Annotated in this window: 19 protein-coding genes and 2 riboswitches; of the genes, 14 read left to right on the forward strand and 5 right to left on the reverse strand. The window is 68.3% G+C overall.

Features of this window, described 5'->3' with window-relative positions:
• Window positions 1–366 precede the first annotated feature (366 nt).
• Complete coding sequence (locus ACRARE_RS02160; RefSeq protein WP_432654763.1) at window positions 367–2,280, reverse strand: FAD-binding monooxygenase; 1,914 nt, start codon at window positions 2,278–2,280, stop codon at window positions 367–369.
• 155 nt (window positions 2,281–2,435) lie between these two features.
• On the opposite strand from ACRARE_RS02160, the gene ACRARE_RS02165 reads away from it, so the two are divergent.
• From ACRARE_RS02165 to ACRARE_RS02205, 9 genes are all read left to right on the forward strand, one after another.
• A complete protein-coding gene (locus ACRARE_RS02165) occupies window positions 2,436–2,912 on the forward strand; it encodes a MarR family winged helix-turn-helix transcriptional regulator (RefSeq protein WP_432654764.1) in 477 nt (158 codons plus the stop codon).
• 40 nt (window positions 2,913–2,952) lie between these two features.
• The gene (locus ACRARE_RS02170; RefSeq protein WP_432654765.1) at window positions 2,953–3,306 is read left to right on the forward strand and encodes a hypothetical protein; all 354 of its coding nucleotides are present in this window, start codon (window positions 2,953–2,955) and stop codon (window positions 3,304–3,306) included.
• Between the two features lie 102 nt (window positions 3,307–3,408).
• On the forward strand, window positions 3,409–4,038 hold the full coding sequence (locus ACRARE_RS02175; protein WP_432654766.1) for a copper chaperone PCu(A)C: 630 nt from the start codon (window positions 3,409–3,411) through the stop codon (window positions 4,036–4,038).
• Between the two features lie 88 nt (window positions 4,039–4,126).
• Complete coding sequence (locus ACRARE_RS02180) at window positions 4,127–4,720, forward strand: SCO family protein (protein WP_432654767.1); 594 nt, start codon at window positions 4,127–4,129, stop codon at window positions 4,718–4,720.
• Between the two features lie 130 nt (window positions 4,721–4,850).
• Window positions 4,851–5,065, forward strand: a riboswitch (cobalamin riboswitch).
• A 139-nt stretch (window positions 5,066–5,204) separates the two neighbouring features.
• On the forward strand, window positions 5,205–7,049 hold the full coding sequence (locus ACRARE_RS02185; RefSeq protein ID WP_432654768.1) for a TonB-dependent receptor plug domain-containing protein: 1,845 nt from the start codon (window positions 5,205–5,207) through the stop codon (window positions 7,047–7,049).
• On the forward strand, window positions 7,049–7,864 hold the full coding sequence (locus ACRARE_RS02190) for an ABC transporter substrate-binding protein (protein WP_432654769.1): 816 nt from the start codon (window positions 7,049–7,051) through the stop codon (window positions 7,862–7,864). The genes ACRARE_RS02185 and ACRARE_RS02190 overlap by 1 nt, the downstream gene beginning before the upstream one ends.
• Window positions 7,861–8,844: a FecCD family ABC transporter permease gene (locus tag ACRARE_RS02195; protein ID WP_432654770.1), complete on the forward strand. Its 984-nt coding sequence runs from the start codon at window positions 7,861–7,863 to the stop codon at window positions 8,842–8,844. The genes ACRARE_RS02190 and ACRARE_RS02195 overlap by 4 nt, the downstream gene beginning before the upstream one ends.
• A complete protein-coding gene (locus tag ACRARE_RS02200) occupies window positions 8,841–9,587 on the forward strand; it encodes an ABC transporter ATP-binding protein (protein ID WP_432654771.1) in 747 nt (248 codons plus the stop codon). Before ACRARE_RS02195 ends, ACRARE_RS02200 begins: the two co-directional genes overlap by 4 nt.
• Window positions 9,584–10,246 carry an adenosylcobinamide amidohydrolase gene (locus ACRARE_RS02205; RefSeq protein ID WP_432654772.1) on the forward strand — a complete coding sequence of 221 codons (663 nt, stop codon included), beginning with the start codon at window positions 9,584–9,586 and terminating at the stop codon, window positions 10,244–10,246. Before ACRARE_RS02200 ends, ACRARE_RS02205 begins: the two co-directional genes overlap by 4 nt.
• A gap of 19 nt (window positions 10,247–10,265) precedes the next feature.
• On the opposite strand, the gene ACRARE_RS02210 is transcribed toward ACRARE_RS02205, so the two are convergent.
• The 4 genes from ACRARE_RS02210 to ACRARE_RS02225 form a co-directional block, all read right to left on the reverse strand.
• Window positions 10,266–12,713 carry a GcvT family protein gene (locus ACRARE_RS02210; RefSeq protein WP_432654773.1) on the reverse strand — a complete coding sequence of 816 codons (2,448 nt, stop codon included), beginning with the start codon at window positions 12,711–12,713 and terminating at the stop codon, window positions 10,266–10,268.
• A 40-nt stretch (window positions 12,714–12,753) separates the two neighbouring features.
• The gene (locus ACRARE_RS02215; RefSeq protein ID WP_432654774.1) at window positions 12,754–13,311 is read right to left on the reverse strand and encodes a helix-turn-helix domain-containing protein; all 558 of its coding nucleotides are present in this window, start codon (window positions 13,309–13,311) and stop codon (window positions 12,754–12,756) included.
• A 139-nt stretch (window positions 13,312–13,450) separates the two neighbouring features.
• On the reverse strand, window positions 13,451–14,923 hold the full coding sequence (gene pdxR, locus ACRARE_RS02220) for a MocR-like pyridoxine biosynthesis transcription factor PdxR (RefSeq protein ID WP_432654775.1): 1,473 nt from the start codon (window positions 14,921–14,923) through the stop codon (window positions 13,451–13,453).
• Window positions 14,924–14,977: 54 nt separating this feature from the next.
• The gene (locus tag ACRARE_RS02225) at window positions 14,978–16,360 is read right to left on the reverse strand and encodes an aminotransferase family protein (RefSeq protein WP_432654776.1); all 1,383 of its coding nucleotides are present in this window, start codon (window positions 16,358–16,360) and stop codon (window positions 14,978–14,980) included.
• Window positions 16,361–16,597: 237 nt separating this feature from the next.
• Here ACRARE_RS02225 and ACRARE_RS02230 point away from each other — a divergent pair, with 237 nt between their 5' ends.
• The 5 genes from ACRARE_RS02230 (at window position 16,598) to nrdH (ending at window position 22,360) form a co-directional block, all read left to right on the forward strand.
• Window positions 16,598–17,596 (forward strand): taurine ABC transporter substrate-binding protein, encoded by a 999-nt coding sequence (locus ACRARE_RS02230; protein ID WP_432654777.1) that lies wholly within the window; start codon window positions 16,598–16,600, stop codon window positions 17,594–17,596.
• 88 nt (window positions 17,597–17,684) lie between these two features.
• Window positions 17,685–18,491, forward strand: a complete 807-nt coding sequence (locus ACRARE_RS02235) for an ABC transporter ATP-binding protein (RefSeq protein WP_432654778.1) — start codon at window positions 17,685–17,687, stop codon at window positions 18,489–18,491.
• The gene (locus tag ACRARE_RS02240) at window positions 18,488–19,753 is read left to right on the forward strand and encodes an ABC transporter permease subunit (RefSeq protein WP_432654779.1); all 1,266 of its coding nucleotides are present in this window, start codon (window positions 18,488–18,490) and stop codon (window positions 19,751–19,753) included. The genes ACRARE_RS02235 and ACRARE_RS02240 overlap by 4 nt, the downstream gene beginning before the upstream one ends.
• Window positions 19,754–20,069: 316 nt before the next feature.
• Window positions 20,070–21,641, forward strand: coding sequence for an alkaline phosphatase D family protein (locus ACRARE_RS02245; protein WP_432654780.1), 1,572 nt, complete (start codon window positions 20,070–20,072; stop codon window positions 21,639–21,641).
• Window positions 21,642–21,845: 204 nt separating this feature from the next.
• Window positions 21,846–22,035, forward strand: a riboswitch (cobalamin riboswitch).
• 103 nt (window positions 22,036–22,138) lie between these two features.
• The gene (nrdH, locus tag ACRARE_RS02250; RefSeq protein WP_432654781.1) at window positions 22,139–22,360 is read left to right on the forward strand and encodes a glutaredoxin-like protein NrdH; all 222 of its coding nucleotides are present in this window, start codon (window positions 22,139–22,141) and stop codon (window positions 22,358–22,360) included.
• Window positions 22,361–22,445: the final 85 nt, after the last annotated feature.

Below are 22,445 nucleotides of genomic sequence, written 5' to 3' on the forward strand. Positions count from 1 at the left end.
CGCGGGATATCGCCCGGGGAGCTTGTGAGCCGGATCGACACATCGGTGTGTGTGTGTCGGCTGTGCCGACCCGGCTCCTGTTCTGCGGCGAAAAGACCTTGCGGTGTGTGTGTGTCGCGCCGCCGCTCCGTCGCCGGATCCGGCAGCCTGTGAGGTGTTTTTCGCCGGGATCCCCTCGCCCCGGCACAGGGTGTCGGGCGTCTACCGCAAGGCGGATCCTGCCCCCATATCTGACGGATTCAACTCATCTTTTCAGGTGCTAATTCGTGTCAGCCGAAACGCCGAGGGATAGGCCCCCTAGCCAAACGGATAGGTGACGCACCCCGGCGTCAGGCCCCGGGGCCTGACCACCGGGGCCGGGGTGGCCTAGCGCCCCGGGGCGGGGCGGAAGATACCCATCAGGAAGGCCGTCAGCTCGTCCACCCCCTCCAGCGGCAGCACATGGGCCACATGCTGATCGGGGCGCACCAGCACCATAGCGCCCTGGCGGCGGTCGATGCCGCGGGCGTCGAAGATGTCCGGCCCGGCCTTCAGGTCGGGGCAGAAGACCTTCTCCTGGTCGATCAGCCCGTAGCGGCCCTTGCCCGGGCGCAACAGCGGATGCAGCTGCGGCAGGTTCAGGCTGCGGTGGCCCTGTTGCAGCACGGCGCGCAGGTCGAGGACGGAATCGATATCCGCGCCCTCGGGCGTGATCTGCCGCAGGGCCGCAGACGGGTCACGCTCCAGCCGGTCGCAAAGCCGCCACAGGGCGCTGTCGGACCGGGTCGGGTCGGCCTGGTCGGCGAAGGCAAAGAGGCGCCAGCGCCCGTCGGCCTGCACCACGTGGCCCAGGTGCATCGGCTTGGCATCCGCCAGCCGCACCACCGGGGCCGAGTGGAAGCGCATCCCGATGTCAAAGCCCGAGGCCAGGGCCTGATGGCTGTCGGCCCCGACCAGCCGCGACGGCGCATAGCGGATCGCGGTGCCGGCGGTAAAGCGGCCATGTTGCTGGAAATACTGCTGAAAGACCGCCGGATCGACGCCCTCGGCGTCCTCTTCGCCAGTCTTCGGGCGGGCGCTGAACATGGTGGCCAGCTCTCGGTCGAAGTCGATCAGCATCTGGGCCACGCCCTGGCGCTCGTTGGAATAGGTCTCCAGCAGCGAGGCATCGGCCTGGCCGCGCAGCACGGCGGCCAGTTTCCAGCCCAGGTTGAAGCCGTCGCGCATCGACACGTTCATCCCCTGCCCGGCCTTGGGGCTGTGGGTATGGCAGGCGTCCCCGGCGATGAAGACCCGCGGCGCCCGGTTGGGCGCGCCGTCGTCATAGCGGTCGCACAGGCGCTGGCCGATCTCGTAGACCGACCACCAGGCGACCTCTTTCACGTCGATCGTATAGGGATGCAGGATCCGCCCCGCCGCCGCGATCAGGTGATCGACCTTCAGCCCCTTGTCGCGGATGCGTTCCTCGGGCGAGAGCTTGTCCAGCTCGATATAGAGGCGGACCATGTAGCCCCCCTCGCGCGGGATCACCAGAAGGTTGCCCTGGTCCTGGGAATGCACCGTGGCCTTCAGGCGGATGTCGGGGAAATCGGTCACCGCCAGCACGTCCATCACGCCCCAGGCCTGGTTCGCCGCGTCGCCCTTCAACTCGCGCCCGATGCTCTCGCGCACCTTGCTGCGGGCGCCGTCGCAGCCCACGACATAGCGCGCGCGCAGCTCCTCGACCTCGCCCGCGCGGGCGGGGTCGGTGCTTTCGACGCGCACCAGCAGCGGGTGCTCGCAATCGTCGTCGCGCACCAGATCCACCAGGCGGCGGTTGTAATCGGGGATCACCGGCGCGGGGCCCTTGGCCATCCGGTCAAGGAAGCGGTCATGCACCCGGGCCTGGTTCAGGATCACATGGGGGAACTCCGACAGCCCCTCTTCGGTGTCCTGGATCCGCCCCGAGCGCGCGATGCGCGAGGGATCCGCCGGATCAGGTTTCCAGAAGGCGGTTTCATTGACCCAATAGGCCTCGCGGGCGATCTCATCGGCGAAACCGAAGGCCTCGAACATCTCCATCGAGCGGCAGGCGATACCATCGGCCTGGCCGACCATCAGGCGGCCCGGCTTCTGTTCGATGATCCGGGTGGTGATCCCTTCGAAGGCGGCCAGCTGCGCGGCCAGGACCAGACCCGTGGGCCCGGCGCCGACGATCAGCACGTCCACCTCGGCGGGCAGCGGGCGATGAACCGGGGTCTCTTCCACAGGATGGGCGATCGTCGGATCGCCGGGGCGGAATCCGTTCAGGTGAAACTGCATCTCTCCTCCCAGAGCATGAAGCCATCTTTTAGTAAGCTGACATATGATATGCACACTATCTATCTTTGGTCAAGAAAATGATGTGCCCACATATCATATGCGTTAGACTGCCCGGACCGGGGTGGGCACCGGGCAAGACATGAGGAGGGACACCTATGGATATCAGCGCGATGGCCGGGCATCTGATCCGGCGGCTGCATCAGCATTCGGCCGCGGTGTTCCAGGCGCAAACCAAGGCGGCGGGACTGGATCTGACGCCGGTGCAATTCGCCGCCCTGGGCGCGGTGCGCGACTCGCCGGGCATCGACCAGGCGGGAATCGCCAGCCGCATTGCCTATGACCGGGCCACAATCGGCGGGGTCATCGAACGGCTGGTGCTGAAGGGCCTGCTGCGGCGCGAGGTCAGCGCCACCGACCGCCGCGCCCGCTCGGTCCATCTGACCGAGGCGGGGGCCGAGACCCTGGCGCGCGCCCTGCCGGTGGTGGTCGCGGCCCAGCCCGAGATCCTGTCGGGCCTCACGGAGGCGGAGACCGCCCAGTTCCACGCCCTGGCGCGCAAGGTGCTGAACAGCCTCGATGCCCCCGAAACGCCCAGACCCTCCCCTGCGTCAGAAGGAGGCGCCCCGCGCTGAGGGACTTCCCCGGCGCGCCGCAACCGGCTAGGAACGGGGCATGAGACCCGCAACCGGCCGCCTTCTGTCTGCTGTGCTGCTCACGCTTCTGCTGGCGTGGGGCGCGCTGCTGTCGGCCGCGCATATGGCGCCCTCGGCCGACGAGATGGCCCGGGCGCAAAGCGTGCTGGCCCTGGATGCGGGCTATGAGTCGCTGTGCGACGACGAGGCGGGGATGGGGCATCACTGCCCCTTCTGCCACGCCCTGCCAAAGGCAGAGCAGCCCCGGCTGACCGGGGCGGAAACCCGTCTGATCTTCGCCCTGGCCACGCCACGGACGGGCGATCAGGTCGCCCCCGCGCTGCGCGGCGCCCGCGCCAATGCGCCCCGAGCTCCTCCGGCCCTTTCTGTCTGACGTACCGGCCCCCAGGGCCATCCCACAGCACGGCCCCAGGGCCGTCCAGACATCCCGCGCGGACCGAGGGCAAAGCCCCGGCGCGCAACCGGAGACATGACAGTGACCAAATTCCTTCTTTCCGCCGCCACCCTGTCCACCCTTGCCCTGACCGCGCTGAGCGCCCCCGCCTGGGCCGATGCCATGCGCACCCCGTCCGCCGCGCTGAGCGGTCAGGCCATGGCCCGGATCGCCCAGCCCGCCCGGGCCGAGGCCGCGGCGCCGCTTATGCAGGTTGCCGACCAGATGGGCGCGGGCAGCCCCATGGGCCTGGGCCATATGTCCGTCATGGCGGGCGACCTGGAGCTGACCGGCGCCTTTTCCCGCGCCACCCTGCCCAATGCCCCGGTCGCGGGCGGCTTCCTGACCATCACCAATAAGGGCACCGAGGATGACCGCCTGATCGGCGCCGAAAGCGTCGCGGCCGGGCATATGGAAGTGCACGAGATGGCCATGGAAGGCGACGTGATGCGGATGCGCGAACTGGCCGACGGCCTGCCGATCCCGGCGGGCGAGACCGTCACGCTGAAACCCGGCGGCTTCCACATCATGTTCATGGACCTGCAACAGCCGCTGGTCGAAGGCGAGACGGTGCCGATCACGCTGGAATTCGAGAAGGCGGGCAAGGTCGAGGTCAGCCTGATGATCGGCGCGCCGAACGCCAAGGGCGCCCATGCCCACGGCATGAACTGACCCGGCCCTTTCCACGATTGCCCCCGCCCGCGCGCAGCCCGGGCGGGGGCCGCAGGGTCCACTGACCGACAGAACAAGGAACCTCCCCATGACCTCGAAAAAAGCTGCCATCATCGGCCTGTGGGTCCTGGCCGGGGTCGCGCTGATCCTCTTCGCGGCCTTCCGCCTGCTTCAGCCGATGCTGAACCGTACCCTGGCCGACGAACTGGGCCGCGGCGACTATGTGCTGACCACCACCACCGGCGAGACCTTCACCGAAGACAGCCTGGTGGGCGAGCCGACCGCCGTCTTCTTCGGCTTCACCCATTGCCCCGAGGTCTGCCCCACCACCCTGGGCGAGATCGCGATCTGGCAGGAAGAGCTGGCCAGCACCAACCAGACGATCCGCACCTATTTCGTCACCGTCGACCCGGAACGCGATCAGCTGGACCAGCTGCGCGACTATGTCTCCTGGGTGCCGGGGGTCGAGGGCGTGGCGGGGGATCCCGAAGAGGTGGCCAAGGCGATCAAGGCCTTCCGCATCTACGCCCGCAAGGTCGATCTGGAAGACGGCGATTACACCATGGATCATTCCGCCTCGGTCCTGCTGTTCGACGCCCGCGGACGGTTCTTCGAACCGATCGGCTATCAGGAAGACTATGACCGCGCCGTGGCCAAGATCCGGCGGATGCTGAACGGCTAAGCCCCGGGCGGGGCCCTGCCCCAGGGCCCGCCCCCTCCGGCACCCGGCCCCCGGCACGCCCCCCCTGTGGCCGGAATGCCGATATTGTCCCCCGCCTGTCGCGGCACTCTTGCCGAAAGGGCAGCGCTGCTCTAGCAAGACCGGGCTTCGGTCCGGCCCTTTCCGGGGGCCGGTGAATAGGGAATGCGGTGCAGAGGGTCCCCCTCTCAGGCCGCAACTGCCCCCGCAACTGTAGGCGGAGAGCGACACCGGACCATGTCACTGTGCCCCGGAAGAGGGGTATGGGAAGACCCGGTGAAGCTGTGACCCGCGAGTCAGGAGACCTGCCGAGGCCGATCACCCTGTCCGGGCGCGGGGCGCGCACGTGGCAACGGACCTTTCCGTCGTGGTGGCATTCAGCAACCGCCGCGGCAGGGTCTTTCCCTTCCAAGGCTTCTCCACAGGCTCCGCCCGGGATCACGCCCCGGGTCCGAAGGGACATCTCATGACACCTACCCAGGCCGCGCTGTCGCGCACCACCGCCCTGACCTCCGCCGCGCTGATGATCGCCCTGGCCACCCCCGGCCAGGCCCAGGAGGTCTTCGACCTTGACGCGATCACCGTCACCGCCAACCGCGAAGAGACCGAGGTCGACCGCTCTGGCTCAACCGTCGAGATCGTCACCGAGGAAGAGCTGCGCGCGGCGGGCAGCGTCCCGGTGGCCGAATATCTGAACCGCCTGCCGGGCGTCACCTTCAGCTCGAACGGCGGCCTGGGCAAGACGACCACCCTGCGCATCCGGGGCGCGGGCGGGGCCTATATCGGCGTCTATATCGACGGAATCGACGTCAACGACGCCTCGAACACCGATATCCAGTTCGACTTCGCCTCGCTGACCACCGCCGACATCTGCCGGATCGAGGTGCTGAAGGGCGCGCAATCGGCGCTTTACGGCTCCGAGGCGATTGCCGGGGTGATCAACATCACCACCAACACCGCCACCGAACCGGGCCTGCATCACCGCTACAACCTTGAGGTCGGCAGCTACAACACCGCCAAGCTGGCCTTCAACAGCGCCTATATGACCGAGCGCGGCAAGTTCGCGGCCACCATCGCCCATATCCGCACCGACGGCTGGTCGGCAGCGGACGAAAACGACGGCAACACCGAGGCCGACGGCCACGAGGCGACCCGCCTGTCCTTCTCGGGCGAATACGACCTGACCGACACGCTGACCATCGGCGCCGCCGGCTTCTTCCAGACCAGCCTCAGCGACTATGACGAATCCGGCCCCGTCGACGGCACCCCCGACGAGGAAAGCTATGCCGACGAATACGCCCTGCGCGCCTTCGCCCGCTTCGAGACCGGCGCCGTGCAGCACGAGGTCGCGGCCAGCTATTACGTCATCGACCGTGGCGTGAAGGGCACCAACGGCTGGGGCCCCTTCGAATATCCCTACATGGGCGAACGCAAGACGCTGGCCTATATCGGCCGCGCCCCGATCGCGCCCACCGTCGATCTGGCCTTCGGCGCCGATGCCACGCGCGAGATCTACACCGGCAGCTCGGACAGCGTCGACCATGACATCTACGGCGTCTACGTCGAGGGCAACTGGACCCCGAACGACAGTTTCGACCTGGTCGCCTCGCTGCGCCATGACGACCATTCCAGCTTCGGCGGCAAGACCACCGGGCGGCTGGCCGGCGCCTGGCGCCCGAGCGAAGACCTGATCCTGCGCTTTGCCGCCGGCACCGGGTTCCGCACCCCCTCGCTCTATCAGCTGTTCGACGGCTGGTCGGGCAACCCCGACCTGCAACCGGAAACCTCGGCCAGCTACGAGATGGGCGTCGAGAAACGCTTTGGCGACAGCGCCTTCGTCAAGGCGACGCTGTTCTACACCGAGATCACCGACCTGATCCAATATGCGGGCGGCGCCTATCGGCAGGTGCCGGGCACCAGCACCATGCAGGGGCTGGAGCTGTCCACCGGCTGGGAGCTGAGCGGCACCATGCGGCTGACGGCGAACTACACCTTCACCGACACCGAGGATGCCTCGGGCGCGCGCCTGGTCCGCGTGCCGCGTCATGAGGTGAACATCGGGCTGGATGCCGATCTGACCGACCGCCTGACCACTTCGGTCAGCCTGACCCATGCCGAGGACACCGAGGCCTATGGCGGCGGCAAGCTGGGCGATTACACGCTGGTGAACGCCACCCTGGGCTATGACCTGAACGACAGCACCACCGCCTATCTGCGGGTCGAGAACCTCTTCGACGAAGAGTACCAGACCGCCAAGGGCTACGGCACCTCGGACCGGGCCTTCTACTTCGGCCTGCGCGGTCGCTTCTGATGCTGCGACGCGCCGCCGCCCTTGCCCTGCTGACCGCCCTGGCCCTGCCCGTGGCGGCAAAGGAGGCGCCGCGGCGCGTCGTGTCGATGAACCTGTGCACCGATCAGATCGCCATGCAGCTGGCCGCCCCCGGCCAGCTGCACTCTGTCTCCTGGATCGCCCGCGACCCGCGCAGTTCCGCCATGGCCGAAGAGGCGCTGGCCTATCCTGCCAACCATGGCCGCGCCGAAGAGATCTGGTTGATGAAACCCGACCTGGTGCTGTCGGGCACCTTCACCGCCCGGGCCAGTGTCGAGATGCTGAAACGCCTCGGCACCCGCGTGGTCGAGGTGCCCCCGGCCTATAGCCTGGACGACATCCCCGACCGCATCCGCACCATCGGCGCCGCCCTGGGCCGCGAGGCCGAGGCCCGCGCGATGATCGCCCGGTTCGAGGCCCGCCTGACCGCCCTGCGCGCCGAGGTCGGCCACCGCCCCTCTGCCGCGATCTACTATGCCAACGGCTATACCACCGGCGACCGGACCCTGGCGGGCGAGATCCTGATCACCGCCGGTTTCGACAATATCGCGGGCGACACCATGGGCGGGCACCTGCCGCTGGAGCTGCTGGCCATGGCCGACCCCGACGCCATCATCACCGGCACCCCCTATCCCGGCGCCTCACGCTCGGAAGAGGTGCTGGCCCATCCGGTGGTCGAGGCCCTGCGCGCCCGCGCCGCTTCGCGCGCGGTCACCGACAGTGACTGGATCTGTGGCACCCCCTATGTTCTGAAGGCGATCGACGATCTGGCCGCCTTCCGGAAAGGACTGGAATGACCCGTCTCTTCGTGGTCCTCGTGACCCTGGTGATCCTGCTGGCCCTGGCCACGCTGATGGTGGGACCCGCCGAGGCAGGCCTGGCCGCCTCTGTCCGCGCCCTGCTGGGCGAGGGCGGCCCGCTGGTGCTGGTGATGCAGGAAATCCGCCTGCCCCGCATGTTGCTGGGCCTGATGATCGGCGCCTCGCTGGGCCTGTCAGGCGCCGCGTTGCAGGGCTATCTGCGCAACCCCCTGGCCGAGCCGGGGCTGATCGGCATTTCCTCTTCAGCCGCGCTTGGCGCGGTGATCGCCATCCAGACCGGCCTGGCCGCGGCCTTTGCCATGGCGCTGCCGCTGATGGCGCTGGCCTTCGCGCTGCTGGCGGTGGTGATCCTGCTGGCGCTGGCGGGCACACGGCGGGGCGACACCCTGACCCTGATCCTGGCGGGGATCGCCATTTCGGCCACCTCGGGCGCGCTGACGCAGCTGGTGCTGAACCTCTCGCCCAACCCCTTCGCCACCTCGGAAATCGTCTTCTGGCTGATGGGATCGCTGGCCGACCGCTCGATGACCCATGTGGCCCTGGCCGCGCCCTTCATCGCCCTTGGCCTGCTGCTGATGGCGGGGCTGGGCCGGTCGCTGGACGCGCTGACCCTGGGCGAGGATGCCGCCGCCTCGATGGGCGTCAACCTGACCCGGCTGCGCCTGCGGGTGGTGATCGGCACCGCCTGCGTGGTGGGCGCGGGCACCGCCGTTGCGGGCGCCATCGGCTTTATCGGCCTGGTGGTGCCGCATCTGCTGCGCCCCTTCACCGGCCACCGGCCCGGGCCCCTGCTCTGGGCCTCGGCGCTTGGCGGGGCGGCCATGCTGCTGGCCGCCGACGTGGCGGTGCGCCTGCTGCTGCCGGATCGTGACCTGAAGCTGGGGGTGCTGACCGCGCTGGTCGGCGCGCCCTTCTTCCTGCACCTGATCTGGCGCAACCGGAGGGCGCGGGCATGACCCTTCTGAGCGTCGATGACCTGTCCGTCACCCTGCGCGGGCGCGAGATCTTCCGCGATGTCAGCTTCGACATCGGCCCGGGCGAGTTTGTCGGGCTGATCGGCCCCAATGGCGCGGGCAAGACCACGCTGATGCGCGCCGCCCTCGGCCTGATCGAGGCGCAGGGTCGCAGCTCTGCCGCCGCGATGGCCCCCGGCGCGCGAGCCCGCCATGTGGCCTGGATGCCCCAGGCGCGCGAGATCGCCTGGCCGGTGACGGTGGAAACCCTGGTCTCGCTGGGCCGCCTGCCCCATGGCGGCGGCGGGCCTGCCGATCATGCCGCCATCGTCGGCGCGATCAACCGCATGGCCCTGGCGCCGCTGCAACAGCGGGTGGCGACGCGCCTGTCGGGCGGCGAACAGGCCCGCGCCCTGATCGCCCGCGCCCTGGCCCAGGAAACGCCGCTGCTGCTGGCAGATGAACCGACCGCAGGCCTCGACCCCGCCCATCAGATCTCGACCATGGAGGTCTTCGCGGATCTGGCCGCCGCCGGTCAGGGGGTGCTGTTGTCGCTGCACGACCTGGGCCTGGCCGCGCGCCACTGTACGCGCCTGCTACTGCTGGCCGAGGGGCGTCTGCTGGCCGATGGCCCGCCCGAGGCGGTGCTGACCCCCGAGCTGCTGGCCCGCGCCTTCCACATCACCGCCCATCACGCCCAGACGCCCGACGGGCCGGTCTTCCAACCCCTCAGCGTGATCCGATGAGCCTTGATCTCTCCCCGCCCTGGCTGTGCTTCGATCTGGGCGCCCCGCACCGGGTGCTGAGCTGGGCGCCCTACCGCCCCGGCTTCGTCACCGCCGAGCAGATCCTGTGGCGCGAGGTGCGCAATGCCGACCTGCCCGAGGATCTGGACGCCCACGCCTGGCTGGCGGCAGAGGTGGCGGCCCTGGAAGGGCCAGAGGCGGTCTGTTTCCTGACCTCGCGCGACATCCGCGCCCATCACATGCGCCAGGTCCAGGTGGGCGGGGCGCTGGCCCAGGTGGTGGCCACCGTGGGCCTGTCCAATGCCGAACGCGTCGGCACCCGGCTGGACCGCAGCGGCACCGACTGGGGCACGATCAACATCGCCGTCCGCCTGGGCGGCGGCAGCTATGCCGACACCGCCCTGCTGGAGGCGCTGTCGATCGCCACCCAGGCCCGCACCGCCGCCGTGATGGACCATGGCGCGACGCTGCCCACCGGGATTGCCACCGGCACCGGCACCGATTGCGTGGCCGTGGCCGCCCGGCCGGGCGCGAACGCCTATGCCGGGCTGCATACCGAGATCGGCGAGGCCGTGGGCCGGGCCACCTATGACGCCGTGCTGGCGGGCGCCGCCGAATGGCAGGCCTATTGGCAGGCCCACGGGCGCGGGTTCTTCTGAGGCCCCGCGCCGAGGCGGTTCAGACCTTCACCCGCTCGGATTTCGGATCGTAGAAGGGCCGCAGGCTGACCTCTGCCGCCACGCGACGACCCGCAATGTCCACCTCATAGCGGCTGCCCAGCACCTCTTCGACCGACTGCCCGGCGCAGGGTACATAGGCCACACCCATGGCCGCGCCCAGGTGGTGGCCATAGGCGCCCGAGGTCAGATGCGACACCACCTGCCCGTCGCGCAACAGCGGCTCGGCATGGTACAGCAGCGGCTCGGGCTCGGTCAGCTTCAGCTGCACCAGCCGCATCGCCAGCCCCGCCTCGCGCTTGCGCAGCACCGCGTCACGGCCGATGAAATCGGGCTTGTCGGTCTTCACCGCAAAGCCAAGGCCCGCCTCCAGCACATGATCCTCGCAGGTGATGTCATGGCCGAAGTGGCGGAACCCCTTCTCGATCCGCAGGGTGTCCATGGCGTGCAGCCCGACCAGCCGGGCGTCCTGCTCCAGCCCCGCGCGGTGCAGCTCTTCGAAGACATGGGCGGCCATGTCGGTGGAGACATAGATCTCCCAGCCCAGCTCGCCCACATAGGTCACCCGGTGCGCCCGGGCCAGGGCCATCCCGATCTCGATCTCGCGCGCGGTGCCGAAGGGATGGGCGGCGTTGGAGAAGTCGTCGGGCGACACGGCCCCAAGCAACGCCCGCGCCTGCGGGCCCATGACGGCGATGACGGCCTCGGCGGCGGTCATGTCGGTCAGGGTGACGCGGGCCGCGCCCAGATGGCGGCGCAGATGCGCCATGTCGGCGGGCAGGGTGGCGGCGGGGGTGACCACCAGATAGGCGGTTTCCGACAGGCGGGTGACGGTCACATCGGCCTCGATCCCGCCGCGCGTGTTCAGGAACTGGGTATAGACGATGCGCCCCGGCGCCACGTCCATCTGCCCCCCCGCCACGCGGTTGAGGAAGGCGCAGGCCTCTGGCCCCTCGACCCGGATCTTGCCGAAAGAACTCATGTCGTAGAGGCCCACGCCCTGGCGCACCGCGCGGTGCTCGGCGGCGACATTGTCGAACCAGCCGGGGCGCTGCCAGGAATAGTCATAGGCCGCCACCTGACCGGGCCGGGCGTACCAGTTGGCGCGCTCCCAGCCCGCCAGCTCGCCAAAGACCGCGCCCTCGGCCTTCAGGTGCCCCTGCAGGGGCGAGCGGCGGATACCCCGCGCCGTGGCCTTCTGGCGGAAGGGGAAGTGGTCGGCGTAAAGCAGGCCCAGGGTCTCGGTCGAGCGCTCGACCAGATAGCTGCGGTTGCCCTGAAAGGGCTGCATCCGCGCGATGTCCACATCGCCCAGGTCAAAAGGTTTCTCGCCCGCCTCCATCCATTCCGACAGGGCCTTGCCCGCGCCGCCCGCCGACTGGATCCCGATGGAGTTGAACCCGGCGGCGACCCAGACATTGTCCATCTCGGGCGCCTGGCCCAGGTGGTAGGCGTCATCGGGGGTAAAGCTTTCGGGTCCGTTGAAGAAGGTGTGGATCCCCGCCTCGGCCAGCATCGGCACCCGCTGCACCGCGGCCTCAAGGATCGGTTCGAAATGCTCGAAATCCTCGGGCAGCTGGTCGAATTCGAAGCTGTCGGGGATGCCCGTCATGCCCCAGGGTTTCGCCACCGGCTCAAACGCGCCCAGAAGGATCTTGCCCGCGTCCTCTTTGTAATAGGCGCATTCGTCGGGCACCCGCAGGGTGGGCAGCCGGTCGAGGCCGGGGATGTCCTCGGTCACCAGATAGAAATGCTCGCAGGCTTGCAGGGGCACGTTGACGCCCAGCATCCGGCCCACCTCGCGGCCCCACATGCCGGCGCAGTTGACCACGTGGTCACAGGTCGTGCTACCCGTGGCGCCCTCTTCGGTGGTCCAGTGCACGCCGGTCACTCGGCGGCCTGCGCGGGCGACGCCGGTGACCTTCACCCGCTCCAGCACCTGGGCGCCGCGCATCCTGGCGCCCTTGGCCAGGGCCAGGGCGATATTGGCCGGATCCCCCTGCCCGTCCTTCGGCAGCCAGACGCCCGCCTTGACGTCGCCGACCTCGACATGGGGATACAGCGCCTTCACCTCGGCGGCGCCGATCTCTTCGACCTCGACCCCGAAGGCGCGGGCCATGGCGGCCTGGCGCAGGATCTCTTCGCGCCGCGCCTCGGTCAGGGCGATGGTGATCGACCCGTTGCGGCGGAACCCGGTGGCCACGCCCGTCTCGGCCTCCAGCTCGCCGTAAAGTTCCTGGCTGTATTTCGCCAGCCGGGTCATGTTCTTCGACGAGCGCAGCTGCGCGATCAGCCCCGCCGCGTGCCAGGTGGTGCCCGAGGTCAGCTGCTTGCGTTCCAGCAGCACCACGTCACGCCAGCCCAGCTGGGTCAGGTGATAGGCCACGGAACAGCCGATGACACCGCCGCCGATGATGACGACGCGGGCGGAAGACGGGGGAAGAGACATGGGGCGCGCGATCCTTCGATGCGGGAGAAAGGGGGGCCGTTCAGTAAACCGGGGGCGAGATGACCCAGACCGCCACGGCGGGCGCGTCATAGGGGTTGGCCCAGCGGAAGGTCTGCTTGCGGATGCGGAAACTGTCGCCTGCGGCGATGGTGAAGGCCTCGTCGTCCAGCCAGATATCCAGACGGCCCGAGACCAGATAGGCCACCTCCTGCGTCGGGCGGCGGATCAGCTCATCCCCGGTCTTGTGCGGCTGAAAGAGGGAATGGATCACCTCGAAACTGTCGGTCAGGTCGGGCGAGATCAGCTCTTCGACCAGCCCCTGTTCCGGGTCGCCCATCTTGCGCCGGGCGCCTGCGCGCACGATCCGGCCGCGCTCGGCCTCGGGCGCATTGGCGGCGCCGAACAGCAGCGACAGGGGCACCTCGAAGATATCGGCCAGCTTGCGCAGGTCCGACATGCGGGGGTTCGACAGGTCGCGTTCCACCTGGCTGAGCCAACCGACGGAACGGCCAACGCGGAACGCCAGCTCTTCCAGCGTCAGACCGCGGGAGGTGCGCAGGGCGCGAATGTCCTGTCCTAGGGTGTCGGGGCGGGTCATGGGGGCCTCGAAATGAAAAACACGCCCAATTCTTCACTTCAGCTCAGTGAAGAAATCAAGGGATTTTTCATTTTCTGGGCCGCGCAGCCGGAAACACCCCCTGCGCGGGCAGATTCCCTTGCCGTTGATGCTTGGAATTTCAGCGCTCCGACAGCTCGGCGATGGCGCGGCCGATCAGTTCGACCCCCTGCGGGATGCGGTTGCTGGCGATCGAGGAATAGGCCAGCCGGTAGAACTGCTGATTCTGCTCGCTGGGTTTGAAGAAGGCCTGGCCCGGCTCGATCACCACCGAATCCTCGCGCAGCCGCAGGGCCAGGTCGGTGGTGCTGACATGGGCGGGCGCGCGCAGCCAGAAGGACGACCCGCCGGTCAGCCCGGGCGTCGCCAGGTCCAGCCCGGCCTCTTCGATGGCCTTTTCCATCACCGCGCGGCGGCGGCTGAAGGCATCGCCCATGCGCGCCAGCTGGGCGTCGAAATGACCCAGCGACAGGAAATAGGCCATGGTGCGCTGCACATGGCCGGGCGGGTGGCGCATGATATAGGCCCGCATCGACCGCGCCTGCCGGATGAAGGGTTCCGGCGCCACCATGTAGCCCATGCGCAGCCCGGGAAAGAGCGTCTTGGAAAACGACCCGATATAGATCACATGCCCCGTCCGGTCCTGTGCCTTCAGCGCCGGAGTGGGGGCGCGCAGGGAGGGCAGCTCGAATTCGTAGTCATCCTCGACCACGACGAAGTTTTCCTCGCGCGCCCGTGCCAGCAGGTCGCGGCGGCGGGCCTGGGGCATGGTGACATTGGTCGGGCAATGGTGGCTGGCGGTGGTGAAGACCGCGTCGATGCCGCGGGGGATGTCCTCGGGCGGCAGGCCGTCCTCGTCGATATCGACAAAATGCGTGCGGCAGCGCGATTGCCGCAGCAGGTCGCGCAGGCCCGCGTAGCCGGGGTTTTCCATTGCCGCCACCCGGTCGGGGCCCAGCAAAAGCTGGGTGGCGATCCACAGCGCATTCTGCGCCCCCATGGTCAGCAGGATCTCTTGCGGCCCGGCCGAAATGCCGCGCCGGGGCAGCAGCTGGCGGCGCAGGAACTCGATCAGCACCGGGTCGTCGCGTTCGTAGTAATCGGTGGTCAGCGCCTCGAAATCCTTGCGCCCCAGGGCGTTGATCGCGCACAGCCGCCAGTTCTGGTGATCGAAGAGGCGCGGATCGCTTTGGCCATAGATGAAGGGGAAGTGATAGCTGCGCCAGTCCGGCGGGCGCACCAGTTCCGAGGGCGGGCGCTGCGGGTTGGCAATGGCCGCCTGCCAGTCCAGCGCGCCCTCGGGCTCGGCCTGCGGCGCGGTGAACTGCGGCCGGCGCGGCGCGGTGTCGGCGATGAAATAGCCCGAGCGGTCGCGCGACACCAAAAAGCCGTTGGCCACCAGTTCGTTATAGGCCAGCGAGACGGTGATCCGCGCCACCTTCAGATGTTTGGCAAAGGCCCGGGTCGAGGGCATCTTCTCGCCCGGCTGGAACCGCCCCGTCAGGATGGCGTCGGCCACCACCTGCTGGATCTGCTGTTGCAGGGTGCGGTCGCTGTCGGGGTCAAGGAACAGGGTTTCGGTGGGGATCGCCATGGTCAGCCTTCGTTTCGACCGAGCCTAGGCGATCGCCCCGGGCGCGGGGAAGCCTCAGGCGACCCCGGCAGCCAGCACCGCATCCAGAGTGCCGGTGATCTGGTCGATATCGGCCTCGGTCGCGATCAAAGCGGGCGCCAGGCAGAGGGTGTTGTTCATCCCCGGCAGGGCGCGGGCGGTCTTGCCGATGATCACCCCGCGCGCCCGGGCCTCGGCCACCACCCGCTGCGCCGCCGCCTCGGGCAGGGGCGCGCGGCTGGCGCGGTCGGCCACCAGCTCGACCCCGCAGAGCAGGCCCTTGCCGCGCACCTCGCCGATCACCGGGTGCCGCTCGGCCAGATCCCGCAGGTTCGCCATCAGCCGCGCGCCCATGGCGCGGGTATTAGCCAGCAGATCCTCGTCCTCGATGATGCGCATGTTCTCCAGCGCCGCCGCCGGGCCAGCGGTGCAGCCCGCATAGGTCGAGATGTCGCGAAAATGGCTCATCTCGTCCTCGGGGGCCTCCTTGAAGACGTCAAAGACCTCTTCGGTGGTCACCAGACAGGCGATGGCGGCATAGCCAGAGGCCACGCCCTTGGCCATGGTCACGAAGTCGGGGCGCAGCCCGTAGTGCTGATAGCCGAACCATTCGCCGGTGCGGCCCAGCCCGCAGACCACCTCGTCCAGATGCAGCAGGATATCGTACTTCGCGCAGATCTCCTGCACCCGGGGCCAGTAGGTTTCGGGCGGCACGATGACCCCGCCGCCCGCCGTGATCGGTTCCAGGCACAGGGCGCCCACGGTATCGGGGCCCTCGCGCAGGATCACCTCTTCGATGGCATCGGCGGCGGCCAGGCCATAGTCCTGCACGTCGGGGTACTGGCTGCGATAGGCCAGGCAATGGGGCACCTCGACGAAACCGGGGGTGAAGGGTCCGTAGTCGCGCACCCGTTCCCCCTGGCCGCAGGCCGCCAGGGCGGTGATGGACGAGCCGTGATAGTCGCGCTGGCGATAGAGGATCTTGGACTTGCGCCCGCCATGGCGCAGGGCGGCGATCTGGCGGACCATCTTCCAGGCCTTCTCGTTCACCTCGGTGCCCGAACTGCCGTAATAGACCCGGGACATCCCCGGCATCTTTTCGATCAGTTTTTCGGCAAAGCGCGCCCCCGGCACCGATCCGGTGGTCTGGGCGAAGAAGTTCATCTCGGCCAGGGCGTCCTTCACCGCCTCGGCGATGGACAGCCGCCCATAGCCCACGTTCACCGTCCAGACGCCGCCCGAAACCGCGTCCAGGAACTCGGCCCCCGCGGCATCCCAGACCCGCATTCCGCGCCCCTTCACCAAGAGCCCCGGATCGCTTGTTTCAAAGGGTTTGTGCTGGGTCAGATGGTGCCAGACATGGGCACGGTCGGCGCGCACGGCGTCACTGAAACGGGTCTGGGGCTGGTCGAGGCTCATGGCGGCATCCTGTGTCCGAAGGGGCGGGTCTGCTGCGGTGCAGCGGGGAGATGCGCAAATGAAATGCACGGAAAACGACCGCCGGTTAGAGCCAGTTGCCCGGTTGCAATGAGGCCAGTTGAGGTCGAAGATTGTCAGCGGAAAGCGCGCTCGTAACGCTTTCCCCGATAGACCGGCCGACCGCCCGATGGGGGCCCAGACAAGGCCGGAAATCGCTGCAACATGGAGATGGACCAGATGAAACGAACCAAACTTCTGTCCGGGGCTGCGGTCCTCGGCGCGCTGATGACGGCCAATGCGGCCTTCGCCCAGGAAGAGATCACCGTGGGCTACTTCCTCGAATGGCCGATGCCGTTTGAGTACGCCAAGGCCACCGGCATGTATGACGAGGCCCTGGGCATGACCGTCAACTGGGTGTCCTTCGACGCCGGCACCGCGATGTCGGCGGCCATGGCCTCGGGCGATGTGCAGATCTCCGTGTCACAGGGCGTGCCGCCCTTCGTCGTCGCCGCCTCTGCCGGGCAGAATCTGGTCGCCGCCGACGTCGCCGTCTCCTACGCCGAGAACGACAACTGCGTCGTCGCCGAGGCGCTGGAAATCGACAAGGACAGCGCGATGGAGCTGGAAGGCAAGAAGGTCGGCGTGCCGATCGGCACCGCCGCCCACTACGGCTTCCTCAAGCAGATGGACCACTTCGGCGTCGACATCACCACGATGGACATCGTCGACATGGCCCCCGCCGATGGCGCCGCGGCCTTCGCCCAGGGCTCCCTAGACATGGTCTGTGGCTGGGGCGGCGCCCTGCGCCGGATGAAGGAACACGGCAACGTCCTGCTGACCGGCCCCGAGAAGGAAGAGCTGGGCATCCTGGTCTTCGACGTGACCTCGACCACCGCCGATTTCGCCGCCGAATCCGGTGACGTGCTGACCAAGTTCCTGGCCGTCACCGCCGAAGCCAACGCCATGTGGGCCTCGGGCGAGCATACCGACGAGATGCTGCCCGTCATCGCCAAGGACGCCGGCATGGACGTTGACGCCACCGCCGAGACCCTGGCCACCTTCGAATTCCCCACCGTGGAAGAGCAGCTGACCGAGAAATGGCTGGGCGGCGGCATCCAGGAGTTCATGCTGGGCGTGGCCCAGGTGTTCAAGGATGCGGGCTCTATCCCCAGCTCGCTGGACAGCTACGAGGACAATGTCGACACCAGCTTCCTGGAAGCGGTCGAGGGCATGTGATCCCAAGGGGCTCGGGCGCGCGCAACGGATCGCGCGCCCGGCCCACTACACCCATAATCATAACAACGGGATAGGGGACAGTGCCGGTATGGATGGGCTCCACATAGAAAATCTGTCGATGCGGTTCGACCTGCCGAACGGGTCAAGCGTGCAGGCGCTGAAGAACGTGTCGCTGGAAATCAACTCGGGCGAGATGGTCTCGGTTCTGGGCCCCTCGGGCTGCGGCAAGACCACGCTTTTGAACATCGTCGCGGGCTTCCTGGCGCCGACCGAAGGCCGGGTGCGGATGAACGGCCACAGCGTGGCAGGTCCCGCCGCCGAACGCGGCATGGTCTTCCAGAAGGGCGCGCTGTTTGAATGGATGTCGGTGCGCAAGAACGTCGAATTCGGCCCCCGGATGAAGGGGATGCCCGCGAAGGAACGCGCGGCGATCACCGATCACCTGCTGGAAACCGTGGGGTTGCAGGATTTCAAGGAAAAGGCCGTCTACGAGCTGTCGGGCGGGATGCAGCAGCGCGTCGCCCTGGCCCGCTGCCTGGCGAATGAGCCGGACGTGATCCTGATGGACGAACCCCTGGGCGCGCTGGACGCGCTGACCCGCGAGAAGATGCAGGGCCTGGTGCTGAAACTGTGGAAGGAGACCGGCAAGACCGTCATCCTGATCACCCACTCGGTCGAAGAGGCGCTTCTGCTGGGCGAACGGCTGATCGTCATGGCGCCGCGCCCGGGGCGCATCCACAAGGAATACCGCCTGCCCTTCGCCGAACGCGGCGTGAATGCCGACCTGCGCGAAGTGAAGAAAAGCGAGGGATTCCAGGAAACCCGGGATGAGATCCTGTCGATGATCTGGGAGATGGAAGAGGAAATCATGGGCCGATCGGAGAGCGCAGCATGACCGGTTGGATCGTCCTGGGCGCCTATATCGTCCTTTTCACCCTGGGCTATTTCACCGTTCGCCTGGCCCGCTGGCTGGGCCGACCCAACCGCGACTTCACCTCGCTGAAAACGGTGACCTTCGGTGATGAAAGCGCCATCCGCCCCGACCGCGCCGCCTCGGTCATCTCGGTGCTGGTGGTCTTCCTGATCTGGGGGGCCTTCACCGGCTCGAAATGGGTGCCCTTCCACGTGCCCGGGCCCTTCATCGGCGATACCGCCTTCAGCTATACCGCGCAGGACGCCAGCGGCGCCACCGATGACGCCACGGTCACCGTGCGCGTCCACCCGGTGGGCGAGGATGCCGCCGACCCCGAGGCGCCCGAGGGCGAGGGCTTCGCCCAGAACGACGTCGACACGGTGGGCGCCTGGCGCTCGACCCTGATCCGCGCCACCTCGAACGACGAGGGCGAGGACCTGACCGTGACGGCCGTCGACGGCCAGCCGATCGCGCCGGGCGAGACGGTGAAGGTGGCGAATGGCGAGGTGACGATGACCCCCAAGGGATCGCTCAACTTCCAGCCTGCCAAGGGGCTTCAGATGGAACCGATCTGGATGCCGCCGCCCGAGGATGTGCTGCACCGATTCATCGAGATCGCCACCGAGGGCTATCAGAACTTCACCCTGTGGCAGCATCTGGGCTCATCCCTGATGCGGGTGCTGGCGGGCTTCTTCCTGGGCTCTCTGGCGGGGATCCCGCTGGGCTATGCCATGGGTCTGTCGGGCTGGTTCCGCGGCTGGTTCGACCCGATCGTCGAATTCATGCGCCCGGTGCCGCCGCTGGCCCTGATCCCGCTGGTGATCATCTGGTTCGGCATCTGGGAAACGGGCAAGATCGTCCTGCTGTTCCTGGCCGCGCTCTGGGTCATGACCATCGCCGCCCGGGCGGGCGTCTCGGGGGTGAACATCTCGAAGGTCCATGCGGCCTATTCCCTGGGGGCCTCGAAACGGCAGGTGCTGTGGCATGTGATCGTGCCGAACTCGCTGCCCGAGATCTTCACCGGCGCGCGGGTCGCCATGGGCGTCTGCTGGGGCACCGTGGTCGCCGCCGAACTGGTGGCCGCGCAGAAGGGCGCGGGGATGATGATCATCGCGGCGTCCAAGTTCCAGCTGACCGACATCGTCCTGATGGGGATCATCCTGATCGGCATCATCGGCTATGGCATCGACATCCTGATGCGCCTGGCCGAACGGGTGCTGGTGCCCTGGAAAGGGCGCATCTGACGGGCCAGCGCCCCGCCAAAGGACAAGCACAGAAAGGGCCCGGTTCCGCCGGGCCCTTTTGCATAGCTCCCCGCCCTCTCATGCCCCAAACGCTCCGGAGGCGTTGCGGCAACCCCCAAAGGCCCGCAAAAGACGGCCAGGCTCCGGATCCGCGCCTGCCCTCTGCCCCGGGCGCCCCGCCCCATGTTTTTCATTGCCAAAAATATCCCGGGGGTGAATTGGGCCGCAGGCCCAAGAGGGGGCAGAGCCCCGTCCCCCCCGGCAACTTGGCATCCCCCGTCAACAAAGCGTCATGCAGCGCCGCTAGACAGCGCGGATGACCAGACGCCCCACCCTGCCCCGCCTCTCCCTCCCTCTCTCCCGCCGCCATCTGCTGCGCACCGGCCTGGCCGCCGCCGTCTGGACCGGCGCGGGCGGGCTGCGCGCCCAGCCCTTCGAGGTCTACCCTTTCGGCCTGGGCGTCGCCTCGGGCAGTCCGACGCCCTTTGGCGTGATCCTGTGGACCCGGGTCACCTTCCCGCCGCCGCCGCCGGTCAACCTCTACAGCTTCGAAAAGGTCGCCCTGCCGAGCCATCCGCCGGTCGATCTGATCTGGGAGGTGGCCGAGGACGCGGGCTTTGCCAGGATCCTGCAATCGGGCCAGGTGCGCTGCACCCCGGCCTTCGGCCATTCGGCCCATGTGGCGGTCACCGGGCTGGCGCCGGACCGGTGGTACTTCTACCGCTTCCGCGCCGGGCTGACGGTCAGCCCGGTGGGTCGCACCCGCACCGCCCCCGCCGCCGATGCGCTGCCCGGCGCCTCGATGGGGCCGATGCGCCTGGCCTTCGCCTCTTGCCAGCAATACGAACAGGGCTACTACGCCGCCCTGCGCGACATGAGCCGCCGCGACCTGGACCTGGTGGTGCACCTGGGCGACTACATCTACGAGATGTCCTATGGCGCGGACCATGTGCGCAGCCACGGCACCGGCAACCCGCTGACCCTGGACGACTACCGGGCGCGCTATGCCCTCTACAAATCCGACCCCGATCTTCAGGCCGCCCATGCCGCCGCCCCCTGGCTGGCCATCTGGGACGACCACGAGGTCGCCAACAACTACCACAATGACGACGCCCCCAGGGTGCAGGGCGGCGCCCCCTTCCTGAAGATGCGCGCCGCCGCCTATCAGGCCTGGTACGAACATATGCCGGTGCCGCCCCATGTGGGCGGCGATTTCGCCCATTTCCGCATCTACGGCAGCCACGCATTCGGCGGCCTGCTGGACCTGGCCCTGCTGGACGACCGCCAGTATCGCTCGGCCGCCCTGCCCGACCACGCGGGCCAGGACAGCCCGGCGCGCACCATGCTGGGGGCCCAGCAGGAACACTGGCTTGACGCCACGCTGAAGGGGTCGAAGGCCCGCTGGACGGTGATTGCCCAGCAGACCCTTGTGTCGGAACGCGACCTGGAAGAGGGCCCCGACGAACGGTTCAGCCTGGACACCTGGGACGGCTACCGCCACGCCCGCGCCCGGCTGCTGACCTCGGTCCAGGAGGCCGGGCTGGCCAATCCGCTGGTGATCGGCGGCGACCTGCACGCCTTCTATGCCGCCGATGTGAAACGCGACTTCGGCGCCGAGGGCGCGCCCACCCTGGCAACCGAGTTTGTCACCGGCGCGATCACCTCGAACCCGCCCAGCGAAACCGCCATCGCCCGCGCCCTGGCCGAGAATCCCCACCTGAGATTCGCCACCGGCCGCCAGCACGGCTATGGGGTGATGACCCTGGGGGCCGACAGCGCCCAGGTGGATTTCATCGCCATTTCCGACCGCAAGGACCCCCAGGCCACGGCCCGCGTGGCGCAAAGCTTTGCGGTGCTGGACGGACGGCCCGGGGTGAACCGGATCTGACCGCGCCCGGGGCCCGACCCTGGGCCGGACCCCGCCCCTCGGCCTGCCCCGACACCGGCAGGGGGCGCCAAAAATTTTCGCATCGGCGCGGGCCGCCCCAAGCCCTTGAAAAACAGAATCTTGCGGCCCGGCACCGGGCAAATGCCCGGGCGCAGCGCCGCCTTTACACAAACTACATATTGACGAAACTGTCAGAACCGATCACCAAATCGGGTAGCTTCTGGTTCGCCCGGTTCTGCCGGGCGGTAATTGGGAACCCGGTGAAAAGCCGGAACTGCCCCCGCAACTGTAAGTCGATCGCAACGCCGAAAATCCACTGGAGACAGGCTCTCCGGGAAGGGCGGCCGCGCCATGATCGGCGAGTCAGGAGACCTGCCAGAAGCCTGAAATGGATGAGCCGAACGGAGGGTTCGGAGCGCGTCTTACAGTCCCACCCGGGCCACCGCCCGGGGGCTGTCGCGTCTTCTGCCCTTCCCGAAAAACGATTGAGGATGCAGATGACCATCACCGTCTACTCGAAGCCCGCCTGTGTTCAGTGCACCGCCACCACCCGCGCGCTGGAAGCCCGTGGCATCGACTATGCCGTCGTCGACCTGACCGAGGACGCCGAGGCAATGACCCGCGTGACCGAGATGGGCTATCGCCAGGCCCCCGTCGTCATCGCCGGTGAAGAGCACTGGTCGGGCTTCCGCCCCGACCTGATCGGCCGCCTGGTCTGATCCCGAACCGCCCCGCCCGGGCCAGCCCGGCGCGGCGGCGGTTTCACAGCGCAACGCCCGCCCCCATGGCGCCCCTGCTGCCGGG

This window comes from Pseudooceanicola aquaeponti (assembly GCF_050897975.1).
Classification (GTDB): Bacteria; Pseudomonadota; Alphaproteobacteria; order Rhodobacterales; family Rhodobacteraceae; genus Pseudooceanicola.

Excerpts from the sequence above, each read along its gene's own strand:
- ACRARE_RS02160 (WP_432654763.1), bottom strand. The coding sequence starts at position 2,280 with ATGCAGTTTCACCTGAACGGATTCCGCCCCGGCGATCCGACGATCGCC.
- ACRARE_RS02165 (WP_432654764.1), top strand. The coding sequence starts at position 2,436 with ATGGATATCAGCGCGATGGCCGGGCATCTGATCCGGCGGCTGCATCAG.
- ACRARE_RS02170 (WP_432654765.1), top strand. The coding sequence starts at position 2,953 with ATGAGACCCGCAACCGGCCGCCTTCTGTCTGCTGTGCTGCTCACGCTT.
- ACRARE_RS02180 (WP_432654767.1), top strand. The coding sequence starts at position 4,127 with ATGACCTCGAAAAAAGCTGCCATCATCGGCCTGTGGGTCCTGGCCGGG.
- ACRARE_RS02185 (WP_432654768.1), top strand. The coding sequence starts at position 5,205 with ATGACACCTACCCAGGCCGCGCTGTCGCGCACCACCGCCCTGACCTCC.
- ACRARE_RS02190 (WP_432654769.1), top strand. The coding sequence starts at position 7,049 with ATGCTGCGACGCGCCGCCGCCCTTGCCCTGCTGACCGCCCTGGCCCTG.
- ACRARE_RS02195 (WP_432654770.1), top strand. The coding sequence starts at position 7,861 with ATGACCCGTCTCTTCGTGGTCCTCGTGACCCTGGTGATCCTGCTGGCC.
- ACRARE_RS02200 (WP_432654771.1), top strand. The coding sequence starts at position 8,841 with ATGACCCTTCTGAGCGTCGATGACCTGTCCGTCACCCTGCGCGGGCGC.
- ACRARE_RS02205 (WP_432654772.1), top strand. The coding sequence starts at position 9,584 with ATGAGCCTTGATCTCTCCCCGCCCTGGCTGTGCTTCGATCTGGGCGCC.
- ACRARE_RS02210 (WP_432654773.1), bottom strand. The coding sequence starts at position 12,713 with ATGTCTCTTCCCCCGTCTTCCGCCCGCGTCGTCATCATCGGCGGCGGT.
- ACRARE_RS02215 (WP_432654774.1), bottom strand. The coding sequence starts at position 13,311 with ATGACCCGCCCCGACACCCTAGGACAGGACATTCGCGCCCTGCGCACC.
- pdxR (WP_432654775.1), bottom strand. The coding sequence starts at position 14,923 with ATGGCGATCCCCACCGAAACCCTGTTCCTTGACCCCGACAGCGACCGC.
- ACRARE_RS02225 (WP_432654776.1), bottom strand. The coding sequence starts at position 16,360 with ATGAGCCTCGACCAGCCCCAGACCCGTTTCAGTGACGCCGTGCGCGCC.
- ACRARE_RS02230 (WP_432654777.1), top strand. The coding sequence starts at position 16,598 with ATGAAACGAACCAAACTTCTGTCCGGGGCTGCGGTCCTCGGCGCGCTG.
- ACRARE_RS02235 (WP_432654778.1), top strand. The coding sequence starts at position 17,685 with ATGGATGGGCTCCACATAGAAAATCTGTCGATGCGGTTCGACCTGCCG.
- ACRARE_RS02240 (WP_432654779.1), top strand. The coding sequence starts at position 18,488 with ATGACCGGTTGGATCGTCCTGGGCGCCTATATCGTCCTTTTCACCCTG.
- ACRARE_RS02245 (WP_432654780.1), top strand. The coding sequence starts at position 20,070 with ATGACCAGACGCCCCACCCTGCCCCGCCTCTCCCTCCCTCTCTCCCGC.
- nrdH (WP_432654781.1), top strand. The coding sequence starts at position 22,139 with ATGACCATCACCGTCTACTCGAAGCCCGCCTGTGTTCAGTGCACCGCC.